Annotated in this window: 23 protein-coding genes; 12 read left to right on the top strand and 11 right to left on the bottom strand. The window is 70.7% G+C overall.

The window, feature by feature from the left end:
• Positions 1-17: 17 nt before the first annotated feature.
• Both IF64_RS0110320 and IF64_RS0110315 read right to left on the bottom strand, forming a co-directional pair.
• Entirely contained in the window at positions 18-2,120 is a 2,103-nt protein-coding gene (locus IF64_RS0110320; protein WP_030531832.1) for a hydantoinase/oxoprolinase family protein, read from the bottom strand.
• 9 nt (positions 2,121-2,129) lie between these two features.
• The gene (locus IF64_RS0110315) at positions 2,130-2,867 is read right to left on the bottom strand and encodes a GntR family transcriptional regulator (RefSeq protein WP_246134693.1); all 738 of its coding nucleotides are present in this window, start codon (positions 2,865-2,867) and stop codon (positions 2,130-2,132) included.
• Between the two features lie 371 nt (positions 2,868-3,238).
• Here IF64_RS0110315 and IF64_RS0110310 point away from each other — a divergent pair, with 371 nt between their 5' ends.
• From IF64_RS0110310 to IF64_RS0110300, 3 genes are all read left to right on the top strand, one after another.
• On the top strand, positions 3,239-4,699 hold the full coding sequence (locus IF64_RS0110310; RefSeq protein ID WP_084705797.1) for an aldehyde dehydrogenase family protein: 1,461 nt from the start codon (positions 3,239-3,241) through the stop codon (positions 4,697-4,699).
• A 17-nt stretch (positions 4,700-4,716) separates the two neighbouring features.
• Entirely contained in the window at positions 4,717-5,487 is a 771-nt protein-coding gene (locus IF64_RS0110305) for an SDR family NAD(P)-dependent oxidoreductase (protein ID WP_030531829.1), read from the top strand.
• Between the two features lie 91 nt (positions 5,488-5,578).
• Entirely contained in the window at positions 5,579-6,130 is a 552-nt protein-coding gene (locus IF64_RS0110300) for a TetR/AcrR family transcriptional regulator (protein ID WP_030531828.1), read from the top strand.
• A 27-nt stretch (positions 6,131-6,157) separates the two neighbouring features.
• On the opposite strand, the gene IF64_RS0110295 is transcribed toward IF64_RS0110300, so the two are convergent.
• Positions 6,158-7,210, bottom strand: coding sequence for an SDR family NAD(P)-dependent oxidoreductase (locus tag IF64_RS0110295; protein ID WP_030531827.1), 1,053 nt, complete (start codon positions 7,208-7,210; stop codon positions 6,158-6,160).
• A gap of 100 nt (positions 7,211-7,310) precedes the next feature.
• The gene (locus tag IF64_RS0110290; RefSeq protein WP_030531826.1) at positions 7,311-8,966 is read right to left on the bottom strand and encodes a bifunctional 3'-5' exonuclease/DNA polymerase; all 1,656 of its coding nucleotides are present in this window, start codon (positions 8,964-8,966) and stop codon (positions 7,311-7,313) included.
• 148 nt (positions 8,967-9,114) lie between these two features.
• On the opposite strand from IF64_RS0110290, the gene IF64_RS0110285 reads away from it, so the two are divergent.
• Positions 9,115-10,740, top strand: coding sequence for an acyl-CoA synthetase (locus tag IF64_RS0110285; RefSeq protein WP_030531825.1), 1,626 nt, complete (start codon positions 9,115-9,117; stop codon positions 10,738-10,740).
• Between the two features lie 185 nt (positions 10,741-10,925).
• On the opposite strand, the gene IF64_RS0110280 is transcribed toward IF64_RS0110285, so the two are convergent.
• Positions 10,926-11,789 carry a hypothetical protein gene (locus IF64_RS0110280; RefSeq protein WP_030531824.1) on the bottom strand — a complete coding sequence of 288 codons (864 nt, stop codon included), beginning with the start codon at positions 11,787-11,789 and terminating at the stop codon, positions 10,926-10,928.
• A 293-nt stretch (positions 11,790-12,082) separates the two neighbouring features.
• On the opposite strand from IF64_RS0110280, the gene IF64_RS0110275 reads away from it, so the two are divergent.
• The 3 genes from IF64_RS0110275 to IF64_RS0110265 all read left to right on the top strand — a co-directional run bounded on the left by IF64_RS0110275 (position 12,083) and on the right by IF64_RS0110265 (position 14,884).
• Positions 12,083-13,282, top strand: a complete 1,200-nt coding sequence (locus tag IF64_RS0110275; RefSeq protein WP_030531823.1) for a S8 family peptidase — start codon at positions 12,083-12,085, stop codon at positions 13,280-13,282.
• A gap of 184 nt (positions 13,283-13,466) precedes the next feature.
• The gene (locus tag IF64_RS0110270; protein ID WP_030531822.1) at positions 13,467-14,222 is read left to right on the top strand and encodes an SDR family oxidoreductase; all 756 of its coding nucleotides are present in this window, start codon (positions 13,467-13,469) and stop codon (positions 14,220-14,222) included.
• Positions 14,222-14,884 (top strand): histidine phosphatase family protein, encoded by a 663-nt coding sequence (locus tag IF64_RS0110265; protein ID WP_030531821.1) that lies wholly within the window; start codon positions 14,222-14,224, stop codon positions 14,882-14,884. Before IF64_RS0110270 ends, IF64_RS0110265 begins: the two co-directional genes overlap by 1 nt.
• Here IF64_RS0110265 and IF64_RS0110260 read toward each other — a convergent pair.
• Positions 14,871-15,506: a TetR/AcrR family transcriptional regulator gene (locus tag IF64_RS0110260; protein ID WP_030531820.1), complete on the bottom strand. Its 636-nt coding sequence runs from the start codon at positions 15,504-15,506 to the stop codon at positions 14,871-14,873. The genes IF64_RS0110265 and IF64_RS0110260 overlap by 14 nt on opposite strands.
• Positions 15,507-15,534: 28 nt before the next feature.
• Positions 15,535-17,217, bottom strand: a complete 1,683-nt coding sequence (locus tag IF64_RS0110255) for a GMC family oxidoreductase N-terminal domain-containing protein (RefSeq protein WP_030531819.1) — start codon at positions 17,215-17,217, stop codon at positions 15,535-15,537.
• A 166-nt stretch (positions 17,218-17,383) separates the two neighbouring features.
• Between IF64_RS0110255 and IF64_RS0110250 the strand changes: the two genes are divergently transcribed.
• The gene (locus tag IF64_RS0110250) at positions 17,384-18,193 is read left to right on the top strand and encodes a siderophore-interacting protein (RefSeq protein ID WP_030531818.1); all 810 of its coding nucleotides are present in this window, start codon (positions 17,384-17,386) and stop codon (positions 18,191-18,193) included.
• A gap of 10 nt (positions 18,194-18,203) precedes the next feature.
• Here the strand turns inward: IF64_RS0110250 and IF64_RS25375 are convergent, their stop codons facing one another.
• From IF64_RS25375 to IF64_RS0110230, 4 genes are all read right to left on the bottom strand, one after another.
• Positions 18,204-18,563, bottom strand: a complete 360-nt coding sequence (locus IF64_RS25375; RefSeq protein ID WP_036876309.1) for a hypothetical protein — start codon at positions 18,561-18,563, stop codon at positions 18,204-18,206.
• 123 nt (positions 18,564-18,686) lie between these two features.
• Positions 18,687-19,508 carry a serine hydrolase domain-containing protein gene (locus IF64_RS0110240; protein WP_030531817.1) on the bottom strand — a complete coding sequence of 274 codons (822 nt, stop codon included), beginning with the start codon at positions 19,506-19,508 and terminating at the stop codon, positions 18,687-18,689.
• Between the two features lie 67 nt (positions 19,509-19,575).
• Positions 19,576-19,869 carry an HPr family phosphocarrier protein gene (locus IF64_RS0110235; protein ID WP_030531816.1) on the bottom strand — a complete coding sequence of 98 codons (294 nt, stop codon included), beginning with the start codon at positions 19,867-19,869 and terminating at the stop codon, positions 19,576-19,578.
• Between the two features lie 74 nt (positions 19,870-19,943).
• A complete protein-coding gene (locus IF64_RS0110230; protein ID WP_048807771.1) occupies positions 19,944-21,299 on the bottom strand; it encodes a PTS transporter subunit EIIC in 1,356 nt (451 codons plus the stop codon).
• Between the two features lie 270 nt (positions 21,300-21,569).
• On the opposite strand from IF64_RS0110230, the gene IF64_RS0110225 reads away from it, so the two are divergent.
• The 4 genes from IF64_RS0110225 (at position 21,570) to aroC (ending at position 24,688) form a co-directional block, all read left to right on the top strand.
• Positions 21,570-21,872, top strand: coding sequence for a PTS sugar transporter subunit IIB (locus tag IF64_RS0110225; RefSeq protein WP_084705772.1), 303 nt, complete (start codon positions 21,570-21,572; stop codon positions 21,870-21,872).
• Positions 21,869-22,330 carry a PTS sugar transporter subunit IIA gene (locus tag IF64_RS0110220; RefSeq protein WP_030531813.1) on the top strand — a complete coding sequence of 154 codons (462 nt, stop codon included), beginning with the start codon at positions 21,869-21,871 and terminating at the stop codon, positions 22,328-22,330. The genes IF64_RS0110225 and IF64_RS0110220 overlap by 4 nt, the downstream gene beginning before the upstream one ends.
• Before the next feature lie 384 nt (positions 22,331-22,714).
• Positions 22,715-23,446: a prepilin peptidase gene (locus IF64_RS0110215; protein WP_030531812.1), complete on the top strand. Its 732-nt coding sequence runs from the start codon at positions 22,715-22,717 to the stop codon at positions 23,444-23,446.
• 48 nt (positions 23,447-23,494) lie between these two features.
• Positions 23,495-24,688, top strand: a complete 1,194-nt coding sequence (gene aroC, locus IF64_RS0110210; protein WP_030531811.1) for a chorismate synthase — start codon at positions 23,495-23,497, stop codon at positions 24,686-24,688.
• Positions 24,689-24,693: the final 5 nt, after the last annotated feature.

The following is a 24,693-nucleotide window of genomic DNA, read 5'->3' as shown; positions in this document are numbered from 1 at the left end:
GGGGATCTCCTTCCCGGTCAGCGGTTCTCGATGACGATGTTGCCGAGACCGTCCACGCCTGCGGTCTGGTCGGGGCCGACCACCACGGTCGTGTCGGGCAGTTCCACGATTGCCAGGCCGTCGATGGCGAGGCCCTCGTGAAGGTGGTCAGCCCGGTAGACCGCCGCCTCGCGCCACGTACCGCCGGAGAAGACCTGCCGGCGGTCCGGCCGGGCGGGCGCCGCGGACCCGAGCGTGCTGCCGTCGAACTCCGTGCGCGGCACCGGGCTGGTCGCGACGACCCGGAAGGTCGTGATCTCCACCCCGCCGTCGAGGAAGGCGGCGCCCTTGCCGAACCGGCCCTCGTAGATGTCGACGAACCGGTCCACCATGGCGTCCACGTCCGCGGCGGTGATCCGTTCGGCCTCGATCGGGACGGTCAACACGTGGATCTGGGCTCGGAAGCGGATCTCCACGAATTTCGCGACCGACACGGAGTCCTCGGCCGCACCGGCGGCGACGAGGTTGCGGCGTGCCCGCTCGGCCAGCTGCCGGAACGTCGCGTCGAGCTCGGCCGGTGGCAGGGCCGAGGAGTGCTCGGTCGTGCCGGGCGGGGTCTGCATCGGTTTGGACAGTTCCTCGACCATCGTCAGATCGCTGCACCCGATCCCGAACGCCGAATGCACCGACGCGGTGATCGGCACGACGACCTGCGGGCAGCCGAGTTCGGCACCGTAGGAGAACGCGTGCAGCGGTCCCGCGCCGCCGTAGGCGAACACGGCGAAGTCTCCGGGGTCGTAACCCTGTTCCACGGTCACCTTGCGCACGAGGTCTGCCATGCGTGCGTCCACAATGGTCTTGATGCCCTCTGCGGCCTGTTCGACCGACAACCCGGCGGGACGGGCGACGTGCTCGTCGATGACTCGCCGCGCCCGGTCGACGTCGAGGGTCAGTCTGCCGCCCAGGAAGTTGTCCGGGTTGAGGTAGCCGAGGACGAGGTCGGCGTCCGCCACGGTTGGCCGGGTGCCACCGCGGCCGTAGCAGGCGGGCCCCGGTCGTGCCCCTGCCGACTCGGGGCCGACCTGGAGAACCCCGCCGCGCACCGACGCGACCGAACCTGCGCCCGCGCCGATTGCCCGGACGGCGACCGACGGAAGCGCGAGTTCGTCGCGGCCGATGAGCGTGGTGTTCGACATGACCGGGCGCCCGTCGAGCACCAGTCCCACGTCGAAGCTCGTGCCGCCCATGTCGGTGGTCACGATGTTGCGGTATCCCGCGCGAGCGCCGAGCGCTTGCGAGGCGACGACGCCGCCCACCGGACCGGACATCACGGTCGCGGCAGCCCGGCGCTCGACGTCGCCGAAGGTGGCCAGTCCACCGTTGGACTGCATCAGCAGCGGCGCGGCGGACAGGCCCGCCTCGCTGAGCGTGGATTCGAACGAGTCGAGGGAGGTTCGCAGCACCGGGCGCAGGCTGGCGTTGATCGCCGTGGTCAGGGTGCGCGCGTACTCGCCGATGCGGGGCAGGAACTCCGAGGACAGGGTGACCGATGCGCCCGGCACCTCTTCCTCGACGATCTCCGCGACCCGGCGTTCGTGGACGTCGCAGGCGAACGACCACAGCAGTGACACCGCGAACACCTCGGCACCGGCCTCGACGAGCTCACGGACGGCGCGGCGGACGTCGTCCTCGTCGAGCGGGCAGACGATGCGGCCGGCGTAGTCGATGCGTTCGGTCACTTCCGCGGTCAGCGTCCGCGGGACGACCACCGGTTGCTTGACCAGCGTGCGGAACCGCTTCGTCTCCTCCTCGTCGAGCCCGCCCGCCTTGAACCCGCGCATGATCGGAAGGGTGTCGCCGAATCCCCGTGTCTGAATGAGCCCGACGGCGCAGCCCCGGCCCTCGAGCATGGCGTTCGTGGCGACGGTCGTGCCGTGCGCGAACACCTCGACGTCGGCGAGCAGCTGGTCGAGCGGCACTCCGCGTTCCTCGGCGGCCAGAACCAGCGTGTCGAGCACGCCGTGCGCGGGATCGTCGGGCACGGTGGACGACTTGTGCCGGCCGACCGTGCCCGCCGAGTCGATCACGACCGTGTCGGTGAAGGTGCCCCCGATGTCGGAGGCGACGTAGTAACTGGGCATACCGGCGGGTCACTCCTTTGTGGCGCTGGTTTCGGTACCTTCCGCGGCGTCGCGGGTTTTTCGGGTGCGCGTTGTCCGGCTGCGGAGTTCGGCGGTCGTCGCCTCGATGTGGGCGCGGGCGAGCCGCTCCGCCTCGGCGCCGTCGCCTGCTTCGATCGCGTCGGTGATCGCCGTGTGTTCGGCGATGGCCCGTCGCGCACTGCCGGGTTCGACGAGTGCGACGGGTGCGAAGACCTGCGCGGTCATGCGCAGGATGGGTAGTTGTCCGACGACGAACTCGTTGCCGGACAAGTGGACGATCTCCTCGTGAAAGTCCACATTGGATGCGGTGTACTCGCGGGCACGCCACGGGTCCAGGGTGGCGCGCTGCACGTCGATCGTGCGCCGGAGGCTCCGGACGTGTCGGGCGAGGTCGTCGCGGCCGGCGTTCTCGGCCAGGAGCCGGGCGGCGAGACCGTCGACGACCGCACGCAGCGCGTAGGCGTCCAGCAACGTGTCGAGATCACCGCTGACCACCCGGGCGCCCTGCCCGGCCGTCACCGTGACCAGGCCTTCCTGCTCGAGAAGCCGGAACGCCTCCCGCAGCGGCGTGCGGCTCACGCCGAGCTCGGTCGAGAGCTGTTGCTGGCGCAGCCACGTGCCGGCCGGATACCGGCGGGCGTAGATCCGCTCGCGGATGACCGACGCGGTCTCCTCCACGAGCGGCAGCCGCCGGGCGGCATCCGCGCGGTCGTCCGTACTGCCCACAGCGCGCCGACCTTCCTTGCTCAGCGGATTGGATACAGCGTCTAGAAGCGTGACTCACCGCCCCGTGGCAGTCAACCCGCTCGTGCGTTCGGGACTCCGTTGTGATGCGACGTTGTGGTGCGACGTTGTGGTGCGACGTTGTGGTGCGACGTTGTGGTGCGACGTTGTGGTGCGACGTTGTGGTGCGAATCCCACTCTGTTCCCGGTGTTCGGGGGGTCCGGTCCGCCTCCGAGGTGTGGACGAGTCCGACCTTGACGCGGTAGGGAGCGCTGGGCGATCCTCTCTCAGGACGCGTGCTGGTCGTACCAGCAGCGCCCCGTGCCAGCAGCGGACTCGGTACTGGACGATGACGTCCGAAGGAGACGAACTGATGGATTCCGCGGGCTTCGCAGTGCCCGATCTGCGTCCCGGACTGCCGATCGGCGACGGCTGGATGGCCGCGGAGACCACCGCACCGGTCGTGTTCCCGTACGACGGGTCCCACGTCGCCGAGGCCCCGGTCGGCTCGGTCGCCCACGCCGAGGCGGCGCTCGAGGCAGGCACGGCCGCCCGCGGTGCGGTCCGCAGGCTCACCTCCGAGGCGCGCAGGGCGATCCTGCTCGACGTCGAGGCGCAGCTGCGCGAGCGATCCGACGAGTTCGTCGACCTGCTCATCGCCGAGACGGGCAAGACCAGGGCCGACTGCGAGGTGGAAGCCACCAGGACCCTCTTCACCTGGCAGGCCACCGCCGAGGAGGTCGCGCACATCCACGGCGAGACCGTGCCGCTCGACCTGCAGGCCTCCGGCGCGGGCATGCTCGGGTACTGGACGCGGAAGCCGATCGGTCTCGTCGTCGGCATCGCCGGGTTCAACGCCCCGCTGCTGCTGGCCAGTCACAAGATCGCACCGTCGATCGCCGCGGGCTGCCCGGTGATCTGCAAACCCGCGCCCGCGACGCCGTTGAGCGTGTTGTGGCTCGCCGAACTCGTGCGCGAGGCGGCCCGTCGCCACGGTGCACCGCAGGAAATCGTGCAGGTGGTGACCGGAGACGCGGACGTGGGCAGGGCGCTGGTCACCGATCCGCGGGTCGCCGCGGTGTCGTTCACCGGCTCGGCCGAGGTCGGCCACCGGATCGCCCGTGACGCGGCGCCGCGCAAGGTGTTGCTGGAACTCGGCTCCAACGCGGCCCTCGTGGTCGATGTGGACGCCGACCTCGACAAGGCCGTCGACGCCGTGCTGCGCGGCGGTTTCTACTTCAACGGCCAGGCGTGTATCGCCGTACAGCGGGTCATCGTGTGCGCGCCCGTGCGCGAGGAGTTCGTCGCACGGCTGAGCGCGCGGATCGGGGAGCTGACGGTCGGCGACCCACGGGACCCCGCCACGCGGATCGCGCCGCTGATCGACGCGGCGTCGACCAGGCGGGTGCTGGACTGGATCGACGAGGCGCGTGGAGCCGGCGCTACCGTCGCCCACGGTGGGTCCGTCGTGGACGGTGCCGTCGAGCCCACGGTGCTGCTCGACCCGCCCGAGCACGTGCGCGCATGGTGCGAGGAGATCTTCGCGCCCGTCGTGGCCGTGCGCACGGTTCCGGATCTGACCGCCGCACTGGAACTGGTCAACCGTTCGCGCTACGGCCTGCACGCCAGCGTGTTCACCCGATCCCTGGCGACCGCGTTCGCCGCGATCGAGGAACTCGACGTGGGCGGGGTCGTGATCAACGAGGTGCCCGGCTTCCGTTCCGACATCATGCCCTACGGCGGCGTGAAGGACTCCGGCATCGGCAGGGAAGGGCCTCGCTTCGCGATCGAGGAACTGACCGTCACCCGCATGGCCGTCATCCGGCCGGAATGAGAGTGGAAGGACCTTCGATGACGGACTACTCGCAGCTGTTCCGGCTCGACGGCAAACGGGCGCTGGTTCTCGGAGCAGGCGGTATCGGACAGGAGGTGGCGTCGGCGCTCGCCGCCCACGGCGCCGAGCTGACCTGCGCCGACCGGGACCGGGCCGCGGCCGAGGCCACCGCCGACACGGTGGGCGGACGCGCACTCGAGCTCGACCTCACCGACCCGGACGCCGTCGAACGGGTCGCGAGTTCGTTCGAGGTCGCGGGCCCGGACGTCGTCGTGCTCACCGCGGCGATGAACGTCCGCAAGCGCATCCTCGACTACACCCCGGAGGAGTTCGACCGCGTCGTGGGGCTCAATCTGAAGGCCACGTTCATCGTGCTGCAGGCGTTCGGGCGGCGCATGGTGCAGCGCGGTGCGGGCAGCATCGTGGTGTTCTCCTCCGTCCGCGGCCAGGTGGTGGAACCCGGGCAGTCGGTCTACGCCGCGACCAAGGCGGGGGCGGTGCAACTGGTCAAGACCGCGGCCGCCGAGTTCGGCGGCGCGGGAGTGCGGGTCAACGCCGTCGCTCCGGGGGTGGTCGAGACCCCGTTGACGACTCAGATCAAGGCCCACCCCGAGTGGTACGACGCGTACGCGGCCAAGAGCGCGCTCGGAAGGTGGTCGCAGCCCTCGGAACTCGCCGGAGCCGTGGTGTATCTGGCCTCGGACGCCTCGACCTACGTGACCGGTTCGACGCTCATGGTCGACGGCGGCTGGACCGCCGTGGACGGGCGGTTCGACCCGCCTGCGTGACGTTCCGGCGCGCCCTCGCACGGGCTCGTCCGCCGGCGGTGCATGCGGACCGTGCGGGCGGTGACCGTGCGGGCTCACTAGCCTGACGTGCATGGCCACACGCGCGTCGGGACGGTCCACGAGGGAGGCGATTCGGGCGGCCGCGTCCCGCCTGTTCCGGGAGCGCGGCTACGCGCGCACGCCGGTACGCGACATCGCCGCGCTTGCCGAGGTCAACCCTGCCCTCGTGATCCGGTACTTCGGGAGCAAGGAGGAACTGTTCCTGGAGACGATGCGGCTCACGATCGACGACGAACCACTCCTGGACGTGCCGATCGACCGGTTCGGCGAGCGGTTCGTCGACGTCGTGCTCTCGAGCGAGCAGGACATCAGGGACGTCCATCTCGCGCTGGTGCGCGGGAGCGGGGAGGAGCGGATCGCCGAGCGGCTGCGCGAGGTGCACGAGGACTCGCTCGTCGCCCCGCTGCGCGCGCGGCTGTCCGGTGTGGACGCCGACCTGCGGGCGCGCATGGCGGCGGCCGTGGTCGGCGGCCTGCTGTACTCGCTGTGGATCGTCGGTGATCACGCGCTCGAGTCCGAACGGGACGTACTGGTGCGGCGCTACGGCGCGATCGTGCAGGACATCATCACGCCGGAGACCTGATGCGGGACGGCACGTCTCCGGGGTTGGTCACTGCACCGACCAACCGCCGTCGGAGGGCAAAATCGCGCCGTTGACGTTCACACCGTCGTCGCTGAGCAGGAACGTGATGGACGCGGCCAGCTGGGCCGCGGTGGCGATCGGCGGGATGCTGCGCAGGAACGGCGCGGTCCGTTCCCGGCCCCACTCGGACACGGGCCCGCCGCCCGCGGCGATCCCCGTCGCCACACCGCCGGGGGCGACCGCGTTCACCCGGATACCGCGGTGGCCGTACATGAACGCCGTGTTCTTCGTGAGCCCCACGACGGCGTGCTTCGAGGCGGTGTAGGCCGCACCCGCCGCGTTGCCGCGTAGCGCCGCCTCGGAGGCGATGTTCACGATCGACCCGCGCCCACGGTCGAGCATCGCGGGCAGCACGGCGCGCGTCAGGCGGAACAGGCCGTCGACGTTCACCGCGAACACCCGCCGCCACAGCTCGTCGGACGTCTGGTGGGCGGGGGAGAAGTCGTCGGTGACACCGGCGACGTTGGCCAGACCGTCGATCGGTCCCGCGGCCGCGACGATCCGGTCGATGTCCTCGGCGCGGGTGACGTCGGCCGGCACCGGGGAGACGGCGCTGTCGAACTCGCCTGCCAGGTTGTCGAGACCCTCGGCCGTGATGTCGACGGCGACCACGTGGCCGCCCTCGCGAGCGATGCGGGACGCGGTCGCTCTGCCGATCCCCGACGCGGCGCCGGTGACGACGACCGTTCGACCGTCGAACCGGCCGGGCACGACGCGTTCCCGCCACGGTCCCGTCGCCGCCGTCGCCTCTGTCGTCTCCGCCGCGGCCTGTGCGTCCCGTGCTGACGGGGTGCCGCCCCCGTTGACCCGCCGCACGAGCGCCTGCACGACGTCGTCGGTGAGGGCGCCCTGGCTCAGCCCGACCAGTTCGGACAGCGGCAGCGCGGCCACGGGCTCGAGCACCTCGGCGCCGAAACCGGACTCGCCGAGCATCTCCCGGAGCGCGGTCCCGCCCTCCGGATGGGCCAGCCATTCGCCGACCGTGCTGTCGGCGGTGATGATCGGGGACGTGCTGCTCATCCGTTCTGCCTCCCACTGGGCTCGGGACCCGGACCTCGAAGGTAAACGTAGTTTACGTCGGCGGTGCCCCGGCAGGCGCGGTCCCGGCGTGCGCGCGTGATCACTTGGCGTCGGCGTAGCTGTCGACGACGGCGGCGGGCATGGGGAAGTGCACCGGGCACGACGGACCGAACACGAGCGCGGTGGTCTCCGCTACGGCCTCCTCGAGGGCGGCGACGACCGGGCCGGCCAGCTCGGCCGGCGTGTGCACCAGCACCTCGTCGTGCTGGAAGAAGACGAGGTGCGCCGGGTGTGGCAGTCGCGCGCGCAGGCCGGCGAGCAGCACCGCGGTCCAGTCGGCGGCGCTGGCCTGGACGACGAAGTTCCGGGTGAACCGACCCCAGTCGCGCGCCGCGCGCCGTGCCGGTCCTTCGGCTCCGTCGCCGCCGGTCAGCGTGCGCCAGGCCTCCGACGGTGGCGGGGACGTACGGCCGAGGCGGGAGCGGACGATCTCACCGCGTTCCCCGGCCGCCGCCGCGTGCTCTACATAGGACACCGCGTCCGGGAAACGGCGCCGCAGCAGCGCGAACGTCGCCGCCGCGTCACCGGCCGTCCCGCCGTACATGGCCGACAACATGGCGACCTTGGCGCTGTGCCGGTGGTCGTCGCCCGCCTCGGGATGCAGCTCCTCGGCCAGGGTCGTGTACAGGTCCGTCGAACGGGACACCTGTGCGAGCCGTCGGTCCCCGGAGAGTGCGGCCAGAATCCGGGGCTCGAGCTGCGCCGCGTCCGCCACCACGAGCTTCCACCCGGGATCGGCGGTCACACATCCGCGGAGCATGCGGGGAATCTGCAGCGCGGCGCCGCCTCGGCTGGCCCAGCGGCCGGACACCACCCCGCCCACCACGTACACCGGACGGAACCGGTCCGCGTGCACCCATTGGTCGAGCCACGCCCACCCGTGTGCCGAGTTCAGCCGGGCGAGCTCCTTGTACTCGAGCAGCGGAGCGACGGCGGGATGGTCGACGCGCCGGAGCACGTGGGCGCGTGCTGACGGCACGGAGATCCCGGCCCTGCCGAACGCCCGGACGACGCTGTCGGGGTGGTCGGGGTTCACCGGCCTGCCGAACGCCGCCGCGATGCGCTCGGCCAGGACGGCGAGGGCGGCGGGTCGGCTGCCGGCCGGCACCCGTGGACCCAGGAGGTCGGTCAGCAACGCCGCGTGCCGTTCGCGGCGCCAGGGCAGTCCGTCGGTCGACATCTCGACGGCCGCGAGTGCGCTCGCCGACTCCGCAGCCGCCAGCAGTCGCAGCCTGCCGAGGCGCTCGATTCGCGCGGTCTGGTCGGACAGCACCGCCGCGGCTGCGTCGGCGGGGTCGACCCCGGCGGGCAGGCCGGTCTCGTGCGGCTCGAACAGGGCGGGGCGGTCGTCGGGCGGGCCGTGCGGCTCGTTGTCGGCAGGGACGGGCAGTCCGCGCAGACGCGCGTAGGCAGCGGCGAGTGAGCGCGGCCGGTCGCCGGCGCCCTCGGCGGCCAGCAGGAGTCCTTCGACGAGCGACAGGTCGTGGCAGCGGCGCACCCGGACGCCGGCTTCCAGCAGGGGGCGGTAGTCACGGTCGGTCGACGGCAACACCCAGCGCGGCCGGTGCTCGCGTTCGATGCGCTCGGCGCGGGCGGGCAGTTCCTCCGCAGCCACGTCGTCCGGCACCACCAGATCGGCGTCCGGGCAGCGCATCGAGAAGCGGCCGGTCGGATCCCGGGTGACGATGACATGCACGGCGTTGATTCTGCTGCACGGGTCGGACAGTCCCGGACCGGTCGGTGAGACGTGCGTTACTCCCACAGCCGGTTCGCCCGGGCGAGGGTTGCTCCGTCTGCCCTACCAGCGGGTAGGTTGTGGCTCACGAGCTCGAGGAGGTGCCCGGATGATGACGCCACCGGTGGTGACGGAGCTGACCACGCGCATGGCCGAGAAGGCCCGCAGCGTAGGCGTGATGTGGAAGGCAGGCCTGCTGCCGTTCCCACGGCTGGACGAGGGCGTACGTTCACTGGTTCTCACCAACAAGTTCGGGCCCATCGCCGGAGCCGTCCGCATCGCCGCGCGCCGGAACCCGATGGACATCGGCCTCGTCGACGAACGCGGGCCGTTGACCTTCTCCCAACTCGACCAACAGTCCAACGCGTTGGCCCGCGCGTGGAGCGACCGTGGCGTGGGACCGGGCGCGAGCGTCGCGGCGCTGTGCCGGGATCACCGCGGGCTCGTGCTCACCATGTTGGCGGCCAACAAGCTCGGCGCGGCACTGCTGTTGATGAACACCGGGTTCGCTCGGCCCCAACTCACCGACGTCGCCAAACGCGAGAAGGTGCGCGTGCTGGTCTACGACCAGGAGTTCACCGACCTGTTGGGCGGTATCGACGGTGTCGACCGCTACCTCGCCTGGGTCGACGACGAGGCCACCGCCGGCGAGGTGACCACACTCGACACACTGATTGCGGCGACGGACGACTCCGCTCCCGAGGCTCCGCCGAAGCCGGGCGGACTCGTCCTGCTCACCAGCGGCACCACGGGCACCCCGAAGGGCGCCCCGCGGCCGAAGATCTCCGGACTCGACTCGGCGCAGTTCCTCGACCGGATCCCGCTGCGGGTCGGCGAGGCCACGTACATGGGTGCTCCGTTGTTCCACGGCACGGGGATCTCGCAGTTCATCCTGTCGCTGGCGTTGGGCAGCACGGTGGTGGTGCGGCGCAGGTTCGACCCTGAGGACGCGTTGCGGGGCGTGGCCAAGCACCGCTGCACCTCCCTCGTGCTGGTGCCGACCATGCTCCAGCGGATCATCGACCTCGGGCCCGAGGTGATCGGCAAGTACGACACCTCCAGCCTGCGCATCGTCTTCCTGGCCGGTTCGGCCCTGCCGCCCGACATCGGCAACCGCGCCACCGAGATCTTCGGCCCGGTGATCCACAACCTCTACGGCTCGACCGAGGTTGCGGTCGCCACCGTCGCGACCCCGGAGGACTGGGCGCAGGCACCGGGAACCGTGGGCCGGCCGCCGGTCGGCTGCCGGGTCGCGCTCTACGACGACAAGGGCGAGCGCATCACCGAGCCGAATGTCACCGGACGGGTGTTCGTGGGCAGCGGGCTGGCGTTCGAGGGCTACACCGACGGCCGCAACAAGGAGATCATCGACGGGTTGCTGGCCAGTGGCGATGTCGGGCACTTCGACGAGGACGGGCTCCTGTTCATCGACGGACGCGACGACGAGATGATCGTCTCGGGCGGCGAGAACGTGTACCCCATCGAGGTCGAGAACCTGCTCGTCGAGCATCCGGAGATCCTCGAAGCCGGGGTCGTCGGCGTGCCCGACGAGGAGTTCGGCCAGCGCCTCAAGGCGTTCGTCGTGCGTTCCGCAGACTCGACCCTCGACGCCGACGGTGTCCGCGCGTTCGTCAAGGAGAACCTGGCCCGCTACAAGGTCCCGCGCGACGTCGAATTCCTCGATGCCCTGCCGCGCAACGCCACCGGGAAACTGCTGCGCAACAAGCTGTCCTAGACCTTCCCGGCGCCCTATCCTCTGCTCCGTCGTGGACGGTGCAGGGCGGCTGGGCGCGCCGATCGTCCGAAACGGACGAAGCCGACATGTGGCGCGTTTCGGTGCGGATGTGTGGCGATGTTCCAGGTCAGGCTGGGTCGTCACCACTGTCGGCCTCGCTTGCCCGGGTGACCAGACGAAAGTCGCTACATCCAGCCGATTCCGAAGACTCCCGGACCGAAGTTCGTCGCGATCGCGTGGGCGCGGCCCAACTCGTCGATCGTGAGGTCGTGGGATTCGGCGGCACCGCCGTTGCTTCGGTGGGAGTAACGCCAGCATTGCTCCGGGAATCTCCCGGGCTCGAAATCGACTTCCAGCAGGTATTCCGGAATCGGCTTCCAGAATTCGCGGAAATGTGCTTTCCGGGAATCGGAATCGGGTTGGTGGCGATATTCGAGGGAATACTCGATCAAATGAGTCTCACCGGTGTCGATCGGCCTGCTGAACACCAGTTCCGCCAGGGTGAGTCCGGCCTGTGGGTCTTCTTCGACACGGCCGACGGCGCAGTTGCGCACCGCCGACAGCGCCGGAGTGGCCGCCGCGTCACCCATCCCGTCCTGGCGGTAGGCCAGCAGCCAGCGGTCCTGCCCGTCCGCCTGGGCCCGGAAGACCGCCTTGGCCGTGACGATGCTGTGGTCGGCTGTCCCGTTGCTCGTCACGGTGCAGTGGTCGTGCAGCCCCACCAGGGAGACGTCCGGCTGGCGGTCCAGGCTGAGCGGGGCACGGTCGCCCTCGTCGTGCCGGCGCCGGGAGGTCGCCCCGCGGGGCCGCGGCGGGGGGAGCAGTCCGAGCAGGGAGCCGGTCGGCACCTCGAGGATCTCCTCGAGTGCCCGGACCGCGGAGATGGAGCTCTGGCGCTCCGGCTGCCGTTTTCCGGATTGCCAATAGCTCAGCGCCGTGACACTGATGGCGATTCCGTGGTCCTGCAGGCGGGCTTGAATTCGGTCCAGGCCGAGTCCGCTCGTCGCGATCGCGGAGCGGAGTGCCACCGAGAATGCGGTACCGCCCACCTGTCGAATCGCCTCCCAGTGCTGTGTCGCTGATGGTGTCGTCGATAACGGCCTCGAAACGGAGCCGATAGCGACGGCGGTAACGATGTCGCCGCGCCGATAACGATATGGCCAACGTTAGCAGTATCGTGTAACGCGTCACCGCGTGGCTGCACAGCGTGAGGACTACACCATTCGGAGTATCGCTGACTACGGTGAACGATCCACGACTGGTAACTGTGAATCATTGCCGAAGTCTGCCGGCGCAGCTTGCATGACTCACGAACCTGCCGGGGATAACGGAAGGAATCCGAATGGGTAACTCGCGCAAGCTGAGGCGGAGCCTGAACGCAGGCGTCGTGGCCGCCGGTGTGACCGGACTGGTCGCCGCAGGCCTGGGAACCGCCGCTGCGGCGCCGGAGGGGCAGATCCTCTCGGCGAACACGCCCAACGCGGTCGACGGCAGCTACATCGTCGTCCTCAACGACAGCCTCAACGCCAAGTCGGTGACCACTGCCGCGACGCAGCTGGCCGACCGCTACGGCGCGGACGTGGCGAAGACCTACAGCTCGGCGCTGGACGGCTTCTCGGTCAAGGCCAGCGAGGCCGAGGCCAAGCGCCTCGCCGCCAACCCGTCGGTCGACTACGTGGTGCAGAACCAGCGCGTGCACGCCACCGAGACGCAGTCGCCGACGCCGTCGTGGGGTCTGGACCGCATCGACCAGGCCGAGCTGCCGCTGGACGACTCGTACACCTACAGCACCACGGCCGACAACGTCACCGCGTACATCATCGACACCGGTGTCGACGCCTCCCACGAGGACTTCGGCGACCGCGTGCAGCCCGGCCAGGACTTCGTCGACGGCGGTGGCGACGGTGACGACCAGCAGGGTCACGGCACCCACGTGGCCGGCACGGTCGCGGGCAGCGAGTACGGCGTCGCCAAGGGCGCGAGCATCGTTCCGGTGCGCGTGCTCGACGCCAACGGCTCGGGCACGACCGAGGGCGTCATCTCCGGTGTCGACTGGGTCGCCCAGAACGCCGAGGGTCCGGCCGTGGCCAACATGAGCCTCGGCGGCACGGCCGACCAGGCTCTCGACACCGCCGTCGAAGGTGCCATCGAGGCGGGTGTGACCTTCGTGGCCGCAGCCGGCAACGAGAGCGCCGACGCCGGCAACGGCTCGCCGTCGCGGGTCGAGTCCGCCATCACGGTGGCGGCCTCGGACGAGAACGACGCCCAGGCCGAGTTCTCCAACTACGGCTCCGTGGTGGACCTCTACGCCCCGGGCGTGGACATCACCTCGGCCGCCATGGGCGGTGGCGAGACCACCATGTCGGGCACCTCGATGGCGGCCCCGCACGTGGCCGGCGCCGCGGCGCTGTACCTCGCCGACAACCCGCAGGCCACCCCGGCCGAGGTCTCGGAGGCCCTCACCTCCTCGGCCACCGAGGGTGCGATCAGCAACCCGACCGGCGAGACGCCGAACCTGCTGCTGAACACGGGCCAGGAGTGAGCTGCTCCTGATCCCGCCGCTCACGGCGATTCACCGATGGCCCAGCGCGTGCCGCGCTGGGCCATCGGCCGTTTCGGGGCGCCGCCGGTCCGGGGTGCGAGGGCGGGCGGCCCTGGGGCGCCGGGCTCCGGCGGTGTAGCGACCGCCACGGCCATGACCGCCGCGTCCGTGGCAGAGTGCCGGAATGACCACCCGCACGAGGATTCTCATCACGGGAGCCAGCTCCGGGCTCGGCGAAGGCATGGCGCGACGCTTCGCGGCGGCAGGCAGGGATCTGGCGCTGTGCGCGCGCCGCACCGAGCGGCTCGACGCACTCGCCGCCGAACTCACCGAGCGGCACCCCGGCATCCGGGTCACCACCGCCGGACTGGACGTCAACCGGCACGACGACGTCTTCTCGGTGTTCCGGTCGTTCCGCGACGAACTGGGTGGGCTCGACCGCGTCGTCGTCAACGCGGGGCTCGGCAAGGGCCAGCCGGTCGGCAGCGGGTACTTCGAGGCCAACAAGCAGACGGTCGAGACGAACATGGTCGCCGCGCTCGCGCAGTGCGAGGCGGCGATGGAGATCTTCCGCGAGCAGAACGCCGGACATCTGGTGGTCGTGTCGTCGTTCAGCGCGATCCGCGGCATGCCGCGGAACATGACGGCCTACGGCGCCTCCAAGGCGGGGGTCTCGGCGTTGGCGGACGGCATCCGTGCCGACGTGCACGGCAGTCCGATCCGGGTCAGCACCGTCCTTCCCGGGTTCATCGAATCGGAGATGACGTCGCGCTCGGGCGGGCGGACCCCGCTGGTCGCCGACGCCGACCGGGGCACCGACTCCCTCGTCAGGGCGATCGAGTCCGAGCGCGCGGTGTCGTACGTGCCCTCGTGGCCGTGGACGCCGCTGTCGGTGCTGCTGAAGGCACTGCCCGTCGGCGTGTTCCGCAGGCTCGTCTGATGGGCGCGATCTTCCTGGTACGGCACGGACAGGCCTCGTTCGGCACCGCGGACTACGACCGGCTCTCCGACCTCGGCCGGAGGCAGGCACGACTCGTCGGCGCCGAACTGGCTCGCCGGAACGTGCGCGTCGACCACGCGTGGTGCGGATCGCTGTCGCGGCAGCGGGCGACGGCCGAACTCGCACTCGCCGAGTGCGCACCCGGTGCCGTGCTGAAGGAGGACGCGCGCTGGGACGAGTACTCCGACGCCGGCGTCCTCGGGGCCTACGGTGGTGGCCGCCACCAGGACGCCAGCGACCCGCGGGGGTTCCAGCAGGTCCTCGAATCGGCGTTGACGGCGTGGGTGGCCGCGGGGGAGTCCGGCGCGGGCACCGAGAGCTGGCCCGCGTTCCGCGCCAGGGTCGGCGCCGCGCTCACCGACGTCGCCGCCTCGCTCGGCAAGGGCGAACAGGCCGTGGTGTTCACCTCGGGAGGCGTGATCGCGACCCTGTGCGGACTGCTGCTCGGCACGCCCGAGACGCATCTGGTGCCCTACAGCAGGGTCGCCGTGAACGCGGGCATCACGAAGGTCGCCACCGGACGTGGTGGAACGACGCTGATCTCGTTCAACGAACACGGCCACTTCGACGGACCGGCGGCCGACCTCGTCAGCTATCGCTAGCAGCCTGCTGCCTGGCCCGCGGGATCACGTCCGACACGAGCGTGAGCAACACCTGCGAGAGCACGGTGTGCACCTGGTCGCGGTTGAGCGTCTCGCGGTCCAGCCACTCCCTGCTGGCCGCCTTGACCATGCCCGCATAGGTGCGGATGACGGCGACGAGCTGCTCCCAGCGCGCGTCGGACCGGTCGAACCCCATGGCCTCGAGGACGAGCGTGGCGGCCTCCCGGTCGGCCTCGTCGAGAATCCGCTCGACCTCGTCGTCGCGGCCGATGCCCTCCGGGGTGATCGCGGCCAGCCACGTCTTCTGTTGCTTGCTGACCATGTCGAGGAACCAGTCGACGGCCGCGTCGGTGCGTTCGGCCAACGGCCCGTCGGGAAGGGTCGCCACCGCCGACGGCGGCAACGTCAGCGCCCGGCGCACCACGGACAGGTACAGCTCGCGTTTCGTGCCGAAGTAGTGGTTGATCAGGCCACGGGCCACACCCGCGCGGGCGGCGATGTCGGCCGTGGACACCGCCGCGTACGGGCGTTCGCCGAAGAGTTCGGCCGCGCAGGCGAAGATCTGTTCCCTGCGCTGGTCCGGCTCGAGCCTTCGCCATTTCGGCGCGGATCCGGCGGTCATGCGGTGCAGTTTCGCACGCCGACCACGCTCACGCCGGGGACAGGGGCAGGCGCAGCGCGCCGGGGGCGGCCTCGGGAACGACCGGATTCCTCGGCGCCACCGGGGTGATGCGCCGGTAGTCCGCGCCGAGCGGCGGCCGTGGATCGCGTTCGCCCTTGTTGGGCCACATCGCCATCGCCCGCTCGGCCTGCGCGGTGATCGTGAGCGACGGGTTGACGCCCAGGTTGGCCGAGACGGCGGCGCCGTCGACGACGTGGAGGCCCTCGTGGCCGTACAGCCGCTGGTACGGATCGACGACACCGGTCTCGGGGGAGTCGCCGATGGCGCACCCGCCGATGAAGTGCCCGGTGAGCGGCACGTTGGCCAGATCGTTCCATCCGCCGCCGGGGATCCCGTCGATCTTGTCGGCCACGCGCCGGGTCACCTCGTGCCCGGCCGGGATCCACGTCGGGTTGGGCTCGCCGATGCCCTGTTTGGTCTTGAGCCTGCCCCGCTTGGTGTAGGTCGTGACGGAGTTGTCGAGCGTCTGCATGACCAGCAGCGCGATGGTCTGCTCCGACCACCGTTTCGGGTTGTGCAGCTTGGGCAGGTTGCGGCGCTGGCGCCACATCTCCTTCAGCCCCAACCACCAGCGTGGCCTGCCGGGGCGGGGATCGACGAGCACGGCGCCGAGCAGGCCGAGCAGGTTGCTGCCCTTGCCGTAGCGAACCGGTTCGACATGGGTCACGGCGTCGGGATGGATCGACGAGGTGATCGCGACGCCGCGGTGGTACTCGGTGCCCTCACCCAGTGAACGGGCGGCGAGGATCGCCTCCGAGTTGGTGCGCGCCAACACGCCGACGCGGCTGGACAGATGGGGGAGCGTCCCGCGGTCGCGCATCGCGTGCAGAAGCCGCTGGGTGCCGAGCGCCGCCGCCGAGAACACGACCTGCTCGGCGGTGAAGGTCCGCTTCCGCCACGGCTTTCCGGTGGTCGTGGTTTGCACGGCGTAGCCACCGCCCGGACGCGGGCGCACCTCCGTCACGGTGGTGAGGGGATGGACGGTCGCACCGGCCTGTTCGGCCAGATACAGATAGTTCTTCACCGTCGTGTTCTTCGCGTTGTGCCGGCATCCGGTCATGCATTCGCCGCAGTGGGTGCAGGTGCGCCGCTGCGGTCCGGCACCGCCGAAGTAGGGATCGGGCACGGTGACACCGCGCTTGGTCCCTTCCTGGCCGAAGAACACGCCGACCGGGGTGGGCCCGAAGGTGTCGGCGATCCCCATGTCCTCGGCGACCGACCGCATCACCTCGTCGGCGGGCGTCGTGCCGGGATACCGATTCACGCCGAGCATGCGTTTGGCCTGGTCGTAGTACGGCGCCAGTTCCGACTTCCAGTCCGTGATGTGTGACCACTGCGGATCGCCGTAGAACGCGTCCGGTGGTTCGTACAGGGTGTTGGCGTACACCAGCGAACCGCCGCCCACGCCCGCGCCCGAGAGGATCAAGGCCTCCTTGAGCGGGGTGATGCGGAGGATGCCCGTGCAGCCGAGGGCCGGGGCGAACAGGTAGTCGCGCAGCCGCCACGACGTCTTGGGAAGTTCGTGATCGGCGAAGCGCCTGCCCATTTCGAGCACCCCGACGCGATAGCCCTTCTCCGTCAGCCTGAGGGCACTCACACTGCCACCGAAGCCGGAGCCGATGACCAGGACGTCGTAGTCGAACTGCGTCATGCGGACACAGTCGTACCTTGTTGGCATAGTGTCAAGAGGCGCTGTCGCCGAGGTGGTGCCCGCTCCGTCGGCCACATCGTGACGGGCCGTGACGGGCGTTGCTGCGAGCGGGTGATCGGAAGGTTAGCCTTACCTGTGAGGACGTCCACGAGGTGAGGAGTGTCAGATGGCCGATCGGCAGGGACGCAGCAGGCCGGTGATGCGTGCGCAGGTGCTGCGGACCGAACGTCTCACCCCGCACATGATCCGGATCGTCTGCGGAGGTGAGGGTCTCGCGGCCTTCCGGTCCACCGAGTGCACGGACAGCTACGTCAAGGTGCTCTTCGCGCCGGACGGGGTGACCTACCCGGATCCACTCGATCTCGCCGACCTGTCGCCCGAACAGCGCCCACGGATGCGGACCTACACCGTGCGCTCGTTCGACGCCGCTGCCAGGGAGCTGGTGCTCGACGTCGTGTACCACGGCGACGAGGGCCTGGCCGGTCCGTGGGTTGCGACACTGACCCCGGGTGACGACGTGCTGCTCGTCGGGCCAGGCGGTGGATACGCGCCATCGGCGGAGGCGGACTGGCATCTGCTCGTCGGCGACGAGAGTGCGCTGCCCGCGATCGCCGCCTCGCTGGAGGCCTTGCCCGACGGCGCTCTCGCCCACGTGTACGTGCTCGTCGAGGACGAGGCCGAACAGCAACCCCTGGTCACGAAGGCCGACGCGCGCATTTGGTGGCTGCACCGCTCACGCGGCGACGACCTGCCCGCCGCCGTGCGCGACGCGGAGTGGCCGGACGGCCAGGTCCATGCTTTCGTCCACGGCGAGGCCGGCTTCGTCCGCGACATCCGCAGGCAGCTGCTCGGCGAGCGCGGCGTGGCCAGGGAATGGACGTCGATCTCGGGCTACTGGCGCCGCGGTGCCGACGACGAGAAGTGGCGCGAGGAGAAGGCCGCCGAACGCGCCGCCGAGGAGGCCACGGCCGGCTGATCGCAGGTGGTCAGGCAGGCGGGCGTGCCCGCCACGCCGCGACTGCGGTGGCCGCGCACACCGGAGCCCAGATCCGCTCGGTGCGCGACGGCGACACGGCGTTGAGTGCTGTGCCGAAGCCCAGGAAACCGGCGAGACAGGTCAGGCCGATGCGACGGCTGGTCACGGTGCCGCGCTCGGTCGCGACGAGGGCGGCGGCAACGCCGTATCCGGCCGCGGCGACTGCGCTGACCGTGCGCAGTCTCGTCGGTAGGCGTCCGGGATGGCTGCCGCCGTAGGCCATGTGTCCCCACGGTGCTCCCGCAGCCAGTCCTGTCTGGAATGCGCCCAATCCCGCCAGTGTCGCTGCCGTGAACCGGATACTCGACACGTCGCCCGACACCTCCATCGTTTCCGCCGTGGCCTCGGTGCACGGTCCCGGCCGATGTTAGTGGAAGCGGAGTGGACCGCGGTCACGAGACGGTGTCGTCTCGGCCCCGGATCGGTGAGCGCCTCAGCTCCTCGTCGGCAGGTCGTCCAGCACGGCGTCGGTGAACGCAGGCCAGGCCTCGACGGCCCACGGGCCGAAGTCCCGGTCGGTCAGCGCGATGCAGGCGACCCCGGCGTCCGGATCGACCCACAGGAACGTGCCCGACTGTCCGAAGTGGCCGAACGTGCGCGGCGAACTGTGCGCCCCGGTCCAATGGGGACTCTTGCCGTCCCGGATCTCGAAACCCAGGCCCCAGTCGTTCGGCTTCTGGTGACCCAGTCCGGGAAGGACTCCGTTGAGGCCGGGGAACTGTACCGAGGTCGCCTCGTCCAGAGTGGAGCGGGCGATCAGCGTCGGAGACTGCAGCTCCGCGGCGAACCGCACGAGGTCGTCCACCGTGGACGCAGAACCCGCGCCCGGCGAATCGGTCGACGTCGTGTTCGTCATACCGAGCGGTTGCAACACGCCCTCCGACAGGTACTGCGGGAAGGGGATCCCGGAGTGTTCGGTGAGCGCGTCGGCCAACTGCTCGAAACCCGAGCTCGAGTACAGCCTGCGCTGGCCGGGAGGCGCCTGAACCTTGTGTTCGTTGAACGCCAGGCCCGCGGTGTGCGCCAGCAGGTGGCGGATCGTCGCGCCGTCCGGGCCCGCGGGCGTCTCGAGGTCGACGACACCCTCCTCCACGGCGATGAGCGCCGCGTAGGCCGTCAGCAGCTTCGTGACCGATGCCAGCGGGAACACCCGCGTCGTGTCGCCGTGTGTGCCCAGCACGGTCCCGTCGGCACCGACGACCGCCGTCGCCGCGTGGGGAACGGGCCACTGTTCGATCAACCGCAGGCTGTCCATGCGCATCACCCTAGGCAGCGGGTGGAGGCCACGGCCTGGCAGGGCCGCGCCTCGAGTCCCTGCGTCGTCAACCTGCTGCGTTGTCCCCCGCGGCGTCGTCGAGGTTGCGGGCGACGAGGTCGGCCACCGCCTCGACCGCCTCGTCGGCGCCCGTCGCGTCCTCGGCTGCGACGACCACCGTGTCGCCGTGCTGCGCGCCGAGCGTCATCAGGTTCATGATGCTGCCCGCCGGCACCGGGTCACCGCCGTCCTTGGCGATCGTGACCGTGACCGGCTGCGCCGCGGCGGTCTTCGCGACCAGTGCGGCCGGACGGGCGTGCAGCCCGACCGTCGAGCCCACGGTGACCCGGCGTTGCGGCATGACGTGTGTTCCTTTCGTCGGTGTGCGCGGGCCAGAGCCAGGCACACGTGTTCGGCGGTGGTCGTGGGCGACCGTCAGCTGCTGACGCCGTCTCCGGCTGCGCCGCCCGGCGCGTCACCGGTCTGCGCGGCGGAATCGGCCGTGGTCCCGGCGTCGACCTTGGACGAGGTGGAGCCCGAGCGGTCGGAGTCGTCGTCGCTGCCGTCCGTACCGGAGCCCTCGTCCTCTTCCCGGCCCGGCGTGCGCAGGTTCCACTTCGTGATGACCCACCGGAACAGCACGTAGTAGATCGCGGCGTAGACCAGGCCGATCGGGACCAGCAGCCACGCCTTGTTGGCGGCCGTGGCCCCGGCGTTGAGCAGGAAGTCGATCCCGCCGGCGGAGAACGAGAATCCGAGGTGGATGTCGAGCGCGTTGACCAGCATCATCGATGTACCGGTCAGCACGGCGTGGATCAGGTACAGCGGCCACGCGACGAACATGAACGCGAACTCGATCGGCTCGGTGACACCGGTCAGGAAAGCCGTGGCCGCTGCGGAGATCATGACGCCGCCGACGACCTTCTTCTGGCTCGGCTTGGCCGTCTGCCAGATCGCCAGTGCCGCGGCGGGCAGGGCGAACATGAAGATCGGGAAGAAGCCTGTCATGAATGCGCCGGCATTCGGGTCGCCGGCGAAGAAGTTGTTGATGTCGCCGCCGTCGAAGATGAACCACAGCGGCACGTTGAGCAGCTGGTGCAGGCCGATCGGGATCAGCAGGCGGTTCAGCAGCCCGTAGAGACCGCCGCCGATGACGGCGTCACTCGTCGCGGCCTCGCCGACGTTCTGGATGCCGGCGTCGATGACCTGGAACGCCAGCCCGAACACGACGCCGATCAGCAACAGCACGACGGAGTTGATGATCGGCACGAACCGGCGCCCGCCGAAGAACGCCAGGTACGGGGGGAGCTTGATGCGGTGGAACCGCTGCCACAACACGGCCGTCACGAGTCCGACGACCACACCCGAGAGCACGCTGAACGGCCACTTGATCGGCTGCAGCAACCATTCGGTGTGCTCGACGACGCCGTCCGGGGTCTGCTCGTAGTAGCCCTCGATCTCCTCGATGGGTGCGAAGACCTGGACGACCTTGCTGAAGACCACGAAGCCGACGACGGCGGCCACGCCCGTGGAGCCGTCGCCCTTGCGGGCAAAGCCCACCGCGATACCGACGGCGAACAGCAGCGGCAGCCAGTCGAAGAGGCCACCGCCTGCCGCAGCCATGACCTCGGCGATGCCCGAGGTCGCATCCCAGCGGCCGAGCATGTCGTCCTGGCCGAGCCGGTTGAGCAGGCCCGCTGCGGGAAGCGTGGCGATGGGCAGCATGAGACTGCGCCCGAAACGTTGCAGGCCGGCGAGGCCCGGGCGCTTGCCTTTCGCGCGATCGCTCATGACGTCCTCCGTGTGCGGCCGGTCGGGGCGGGTCCGCCTCGGGTCGTCCGGCTGGACGGCCTGGGGCGGAAGACTAGCGGGAAACCGGCGCCACCGTGAGCGTTTCGGTATCGGCGTTCCGCGTCGCTGCGGTGGTACGTTCCGGTCTAGACCACTCGGTCGAGGTGGGAGAATGCTCCGTCGCACGACCGGGTGTCAAGCCGTTACCGTTCGTACGGAAGATGGACCCGTACCGGCGGCGCCCGCGGCGACGCGGAATCCGACCGGTCCATGGCACGGGACGTCGCGACACCAGGTCACACGCGAACAGTGGATTCGAACAGCAGGGAGGCCGCGATGGCGGACGACAGGCCGGAGAAGATCCTCGCGGCACTCGGCGGCGCGGACAACGTGGTGGAGATCGAAGGCTGCATCACGCGGCTGCGTTGTGAACTCGAAGACGGCTCGGTCGTCGACGAGGCCGCGCTCAAACAGGCAGGCGCGCACGGCGTGATGAAGGCGGGCACGGTCGTGCAGGTCGTGGTCGGCCCCGAGGCCGACACGATCGCCGAGGACATCCAGGACCTGCTGTGACCGCGGCGCTGACCGTCCAGAGCCCGGTCGCGGGCACCGTCGCCGGCCTCGCCGACGTGCCGGACCCGGTGTTCGCGCAGGCCATGGTGGGGCCCGGAATCGCGGTCGAACCGCAGGACGGGCCCGCCGACGCCGTCGCTCCGATCGACGGCACGCTCGCCACCGTCCACCCGCACGCCTTCGTGATCGCGGCCGACGACGGCAGGGCCGTGCTGGTGCACCTCGGGATCGACACGGTGAAACAGCAGGGCGAGGGATTCACGCTCCACGTGGTCAAAGGCGAGCGGGTGCGCGCGGGGCAGCCGGTGGTCGGATGGGATCCGGCGGCGGTGCGCGCGGCTGGGTACGCGCCGATCGTGCCGGTGATCGCGCTCGACGCCGAGCAGAGCGCGCTGGCGACCGCCGAGACGGGGGCGACGGTGCGCCCTGGCGACGAGCTGTTCACCTGGAACGCCTGATCGCTCGAGGCGGTCGAGTTCTGTCGAGTTTGTGACGCGCTCGAGGGCCCTCGGAGCTTGAGTGTCCGATGCGACTGAACTCTCCGGGTCGCCCCGCGTTCAGCGAGCGGGTGCGGAGCGGGCGGCGCGAACGGACCGTTCACGCCGCTGCGGCTGAGCCGCACGGGTGATCCTCGGGGCCGCTGCGCACGGCGCGGTGCATCTCGCGACGCGGGCCGTTTGCCCTGGTCGTCGCGGAACCGCAGGCTGTGCTGCGTGATGAGCGAACACGTGAGCGGCCTCGTCGGGAGCACCGTTTCGGCAAGCGTCTCGGCAACCACCGTCCCGGCAAGCACCGCCTCGGCGAGCACTGTTTCGGCGAGCACTGTTCCGGCAGGTGCCGTGGTGCCCGGGGTCGGTGTCTTCGCGGTGGGCGGTGCGCTCGCGGCGTGGGCGGTGTGCCTGGCGCTGGCGCGATCCCGGAGTCCGGCCGCGGTGCCGCCGGGGCTCTGCGTGGTGGCGACCGGCGCGGTGTGGGCGTGGCTGGCATGGCGTGCCGCGGTGGGCGGGCTGCCGTGGTGGTGGCTGCCGGTTCCGCTCGTGGTCACCGCGGTGGCGGTGCCGTTGGCGGCTGCGGACCTGCGGTACCGGCGGTTGCCGGACGTGGTGACGCTGCCCGCCGTCCCGCTGGTGCTGGCAGCGGTAGTTGTCGCCGCGGTGAGCGGACCAGGAGACGGCGTCGACACCGGCCTCGTCGTCGGCGCCGTGGCTGGAGTGGTTGCCTTCGCCGGTGCTCATCTGCTCGTGCGGTTCGTGGTGCCGGGCTCGTTGGGCGCGGGGGACGTCAAGCTCGCGGCGGCCCTCGGCGATGCGCTCGGTGCGGTCGGATGGCCCGCGCTCGTCGTCGCGGCCTGCCTGGCCTCGCTGGTCACGCTGGCGGTGGCGACGACCGCGGCCGTGGCGCGGGTAGTCCGCGCGGTGCGGACCGCGGGATGGCGGTTCTGCCTGGTCGCCGCCCGCGGGAACGGCGGGGTGCCGCACGGTCCCGGCCTGCTCCTCGGCGCGTGCCTGGTGGCGACCTTCCCCGGCGCGGGAACGGGTGCGGAAATGGGGGTGGTCACATCGGGCATCGGGTAGCCGAGGGCCTCTGAGGTGACCTCGCCGCGACGTGACAGGATCGGCGGTGTGTTGCGCTGGATAACCGCAGGTGAGTCGCACGGCCCGGCTCTCGCCGGAATTCTCGAGGGCATGGTCGCCGGGGTCGAGGTGACGACGGACGACATCGGTGAGCAGCTCGCCCGCAGGCGGCTGGGTTTCGGACGCAGCCCGCGGATGGGTTTCGAGACCGACAAGGTCGAGTTCCTCGGCGGCGTCCGGCACGGCCGGACCCAGGGCGGGCCTGTCGCGGTGCAGATCGAGAACTCCGAGTGGCCGAAGTGGGAGAAGGTCATGGCGGCCGACCCGGTCGATCCCGCCTCCCTCGAAGGTCTGGCGCGTAACGAGGCCCTGACCCGGCCACGGCCCGGTCACGCCGATCTGCCCGGGATGCAGAAGTACGGCTTCGACGAGGCACGGCCCGTGCTCGAGCGGGCCAGCGCCAGGGAGACGGCGTCCCGGACCGCGCTCGGCACGGTGGCCCGCGCGTTCCTGCGGCAGCTGCTCGGCGTCGAGGTGATCAGCCACGTGGTGTCGATCGGCGCGGCCGAGGCGCCCGAGGGCGAGCTGCCCGGACCGGACGACCTCGCCGCCATCGACGAGAGCCCGGTGCGCGCCTTCGGCGACGCGGCCACCGAGGCGATGGTCGCCGAGGTCGACGCGGTGCGGAAGGCGGGCGACACCGTCGGCGGCGTCATCGAGGTGCTGGCCTACGGCCTGCCGCCGGGGCTCGGTTCGCACGTGCACTGGGACCGCAGGCTCGACGCCAAGCTGGCCGGCGCGCTGATGGGCGTGCAGGCGATGAAGGGTGTCGAGGTCGGGGACGGCTTCACCACCGCACACCGGTGGGGCAGCCAGGCACACGACGAGATCGACCCGGGCCCCGGTCCGAAGGGCGTCACCCGTCGCTCGAACCGCGCGGGCGGGCTCGAGGGCGGCATCACCAACGGCGAGCCGCTCCGGGTCCGCGTGGCCATGAAGCCGATCTCGACCGTGCCCAAGGCTCTGTCCACACTGGACGTCGAGACCCGCGAACCGGCCGTGGCGATCCACCAGCGTTCCGACGTCTGCGCCGTTCCGCGCGCGGGCGTGGTGCTGGAATCGGTCGTCGCGCTCGTGCTGGCCGACGCCGCGCTCGAGAAGTTCGGCGGCGACTCGCTGGCCGAGGCCAAGCGCAACGCCGAGGCGTACGTGGCCGGACTCGACGACTGGTGGAAGCGCTGAACGCA

Source organism: Prauserella rugosa (genome assembly GCF_000719975.1).
In the GTDB taxonomy this organism is placed as follows: Bacteria; Actinomycetota; Actinomycetes; order Mycobacteriales; family Pseudonocardiaceae; genus Prauserella; species Prauserella rugosa.
Note: the sequence above shows the minus strand (reverse complement) of the source record. Positions and strands in the feature narration are given on the sequence as shown.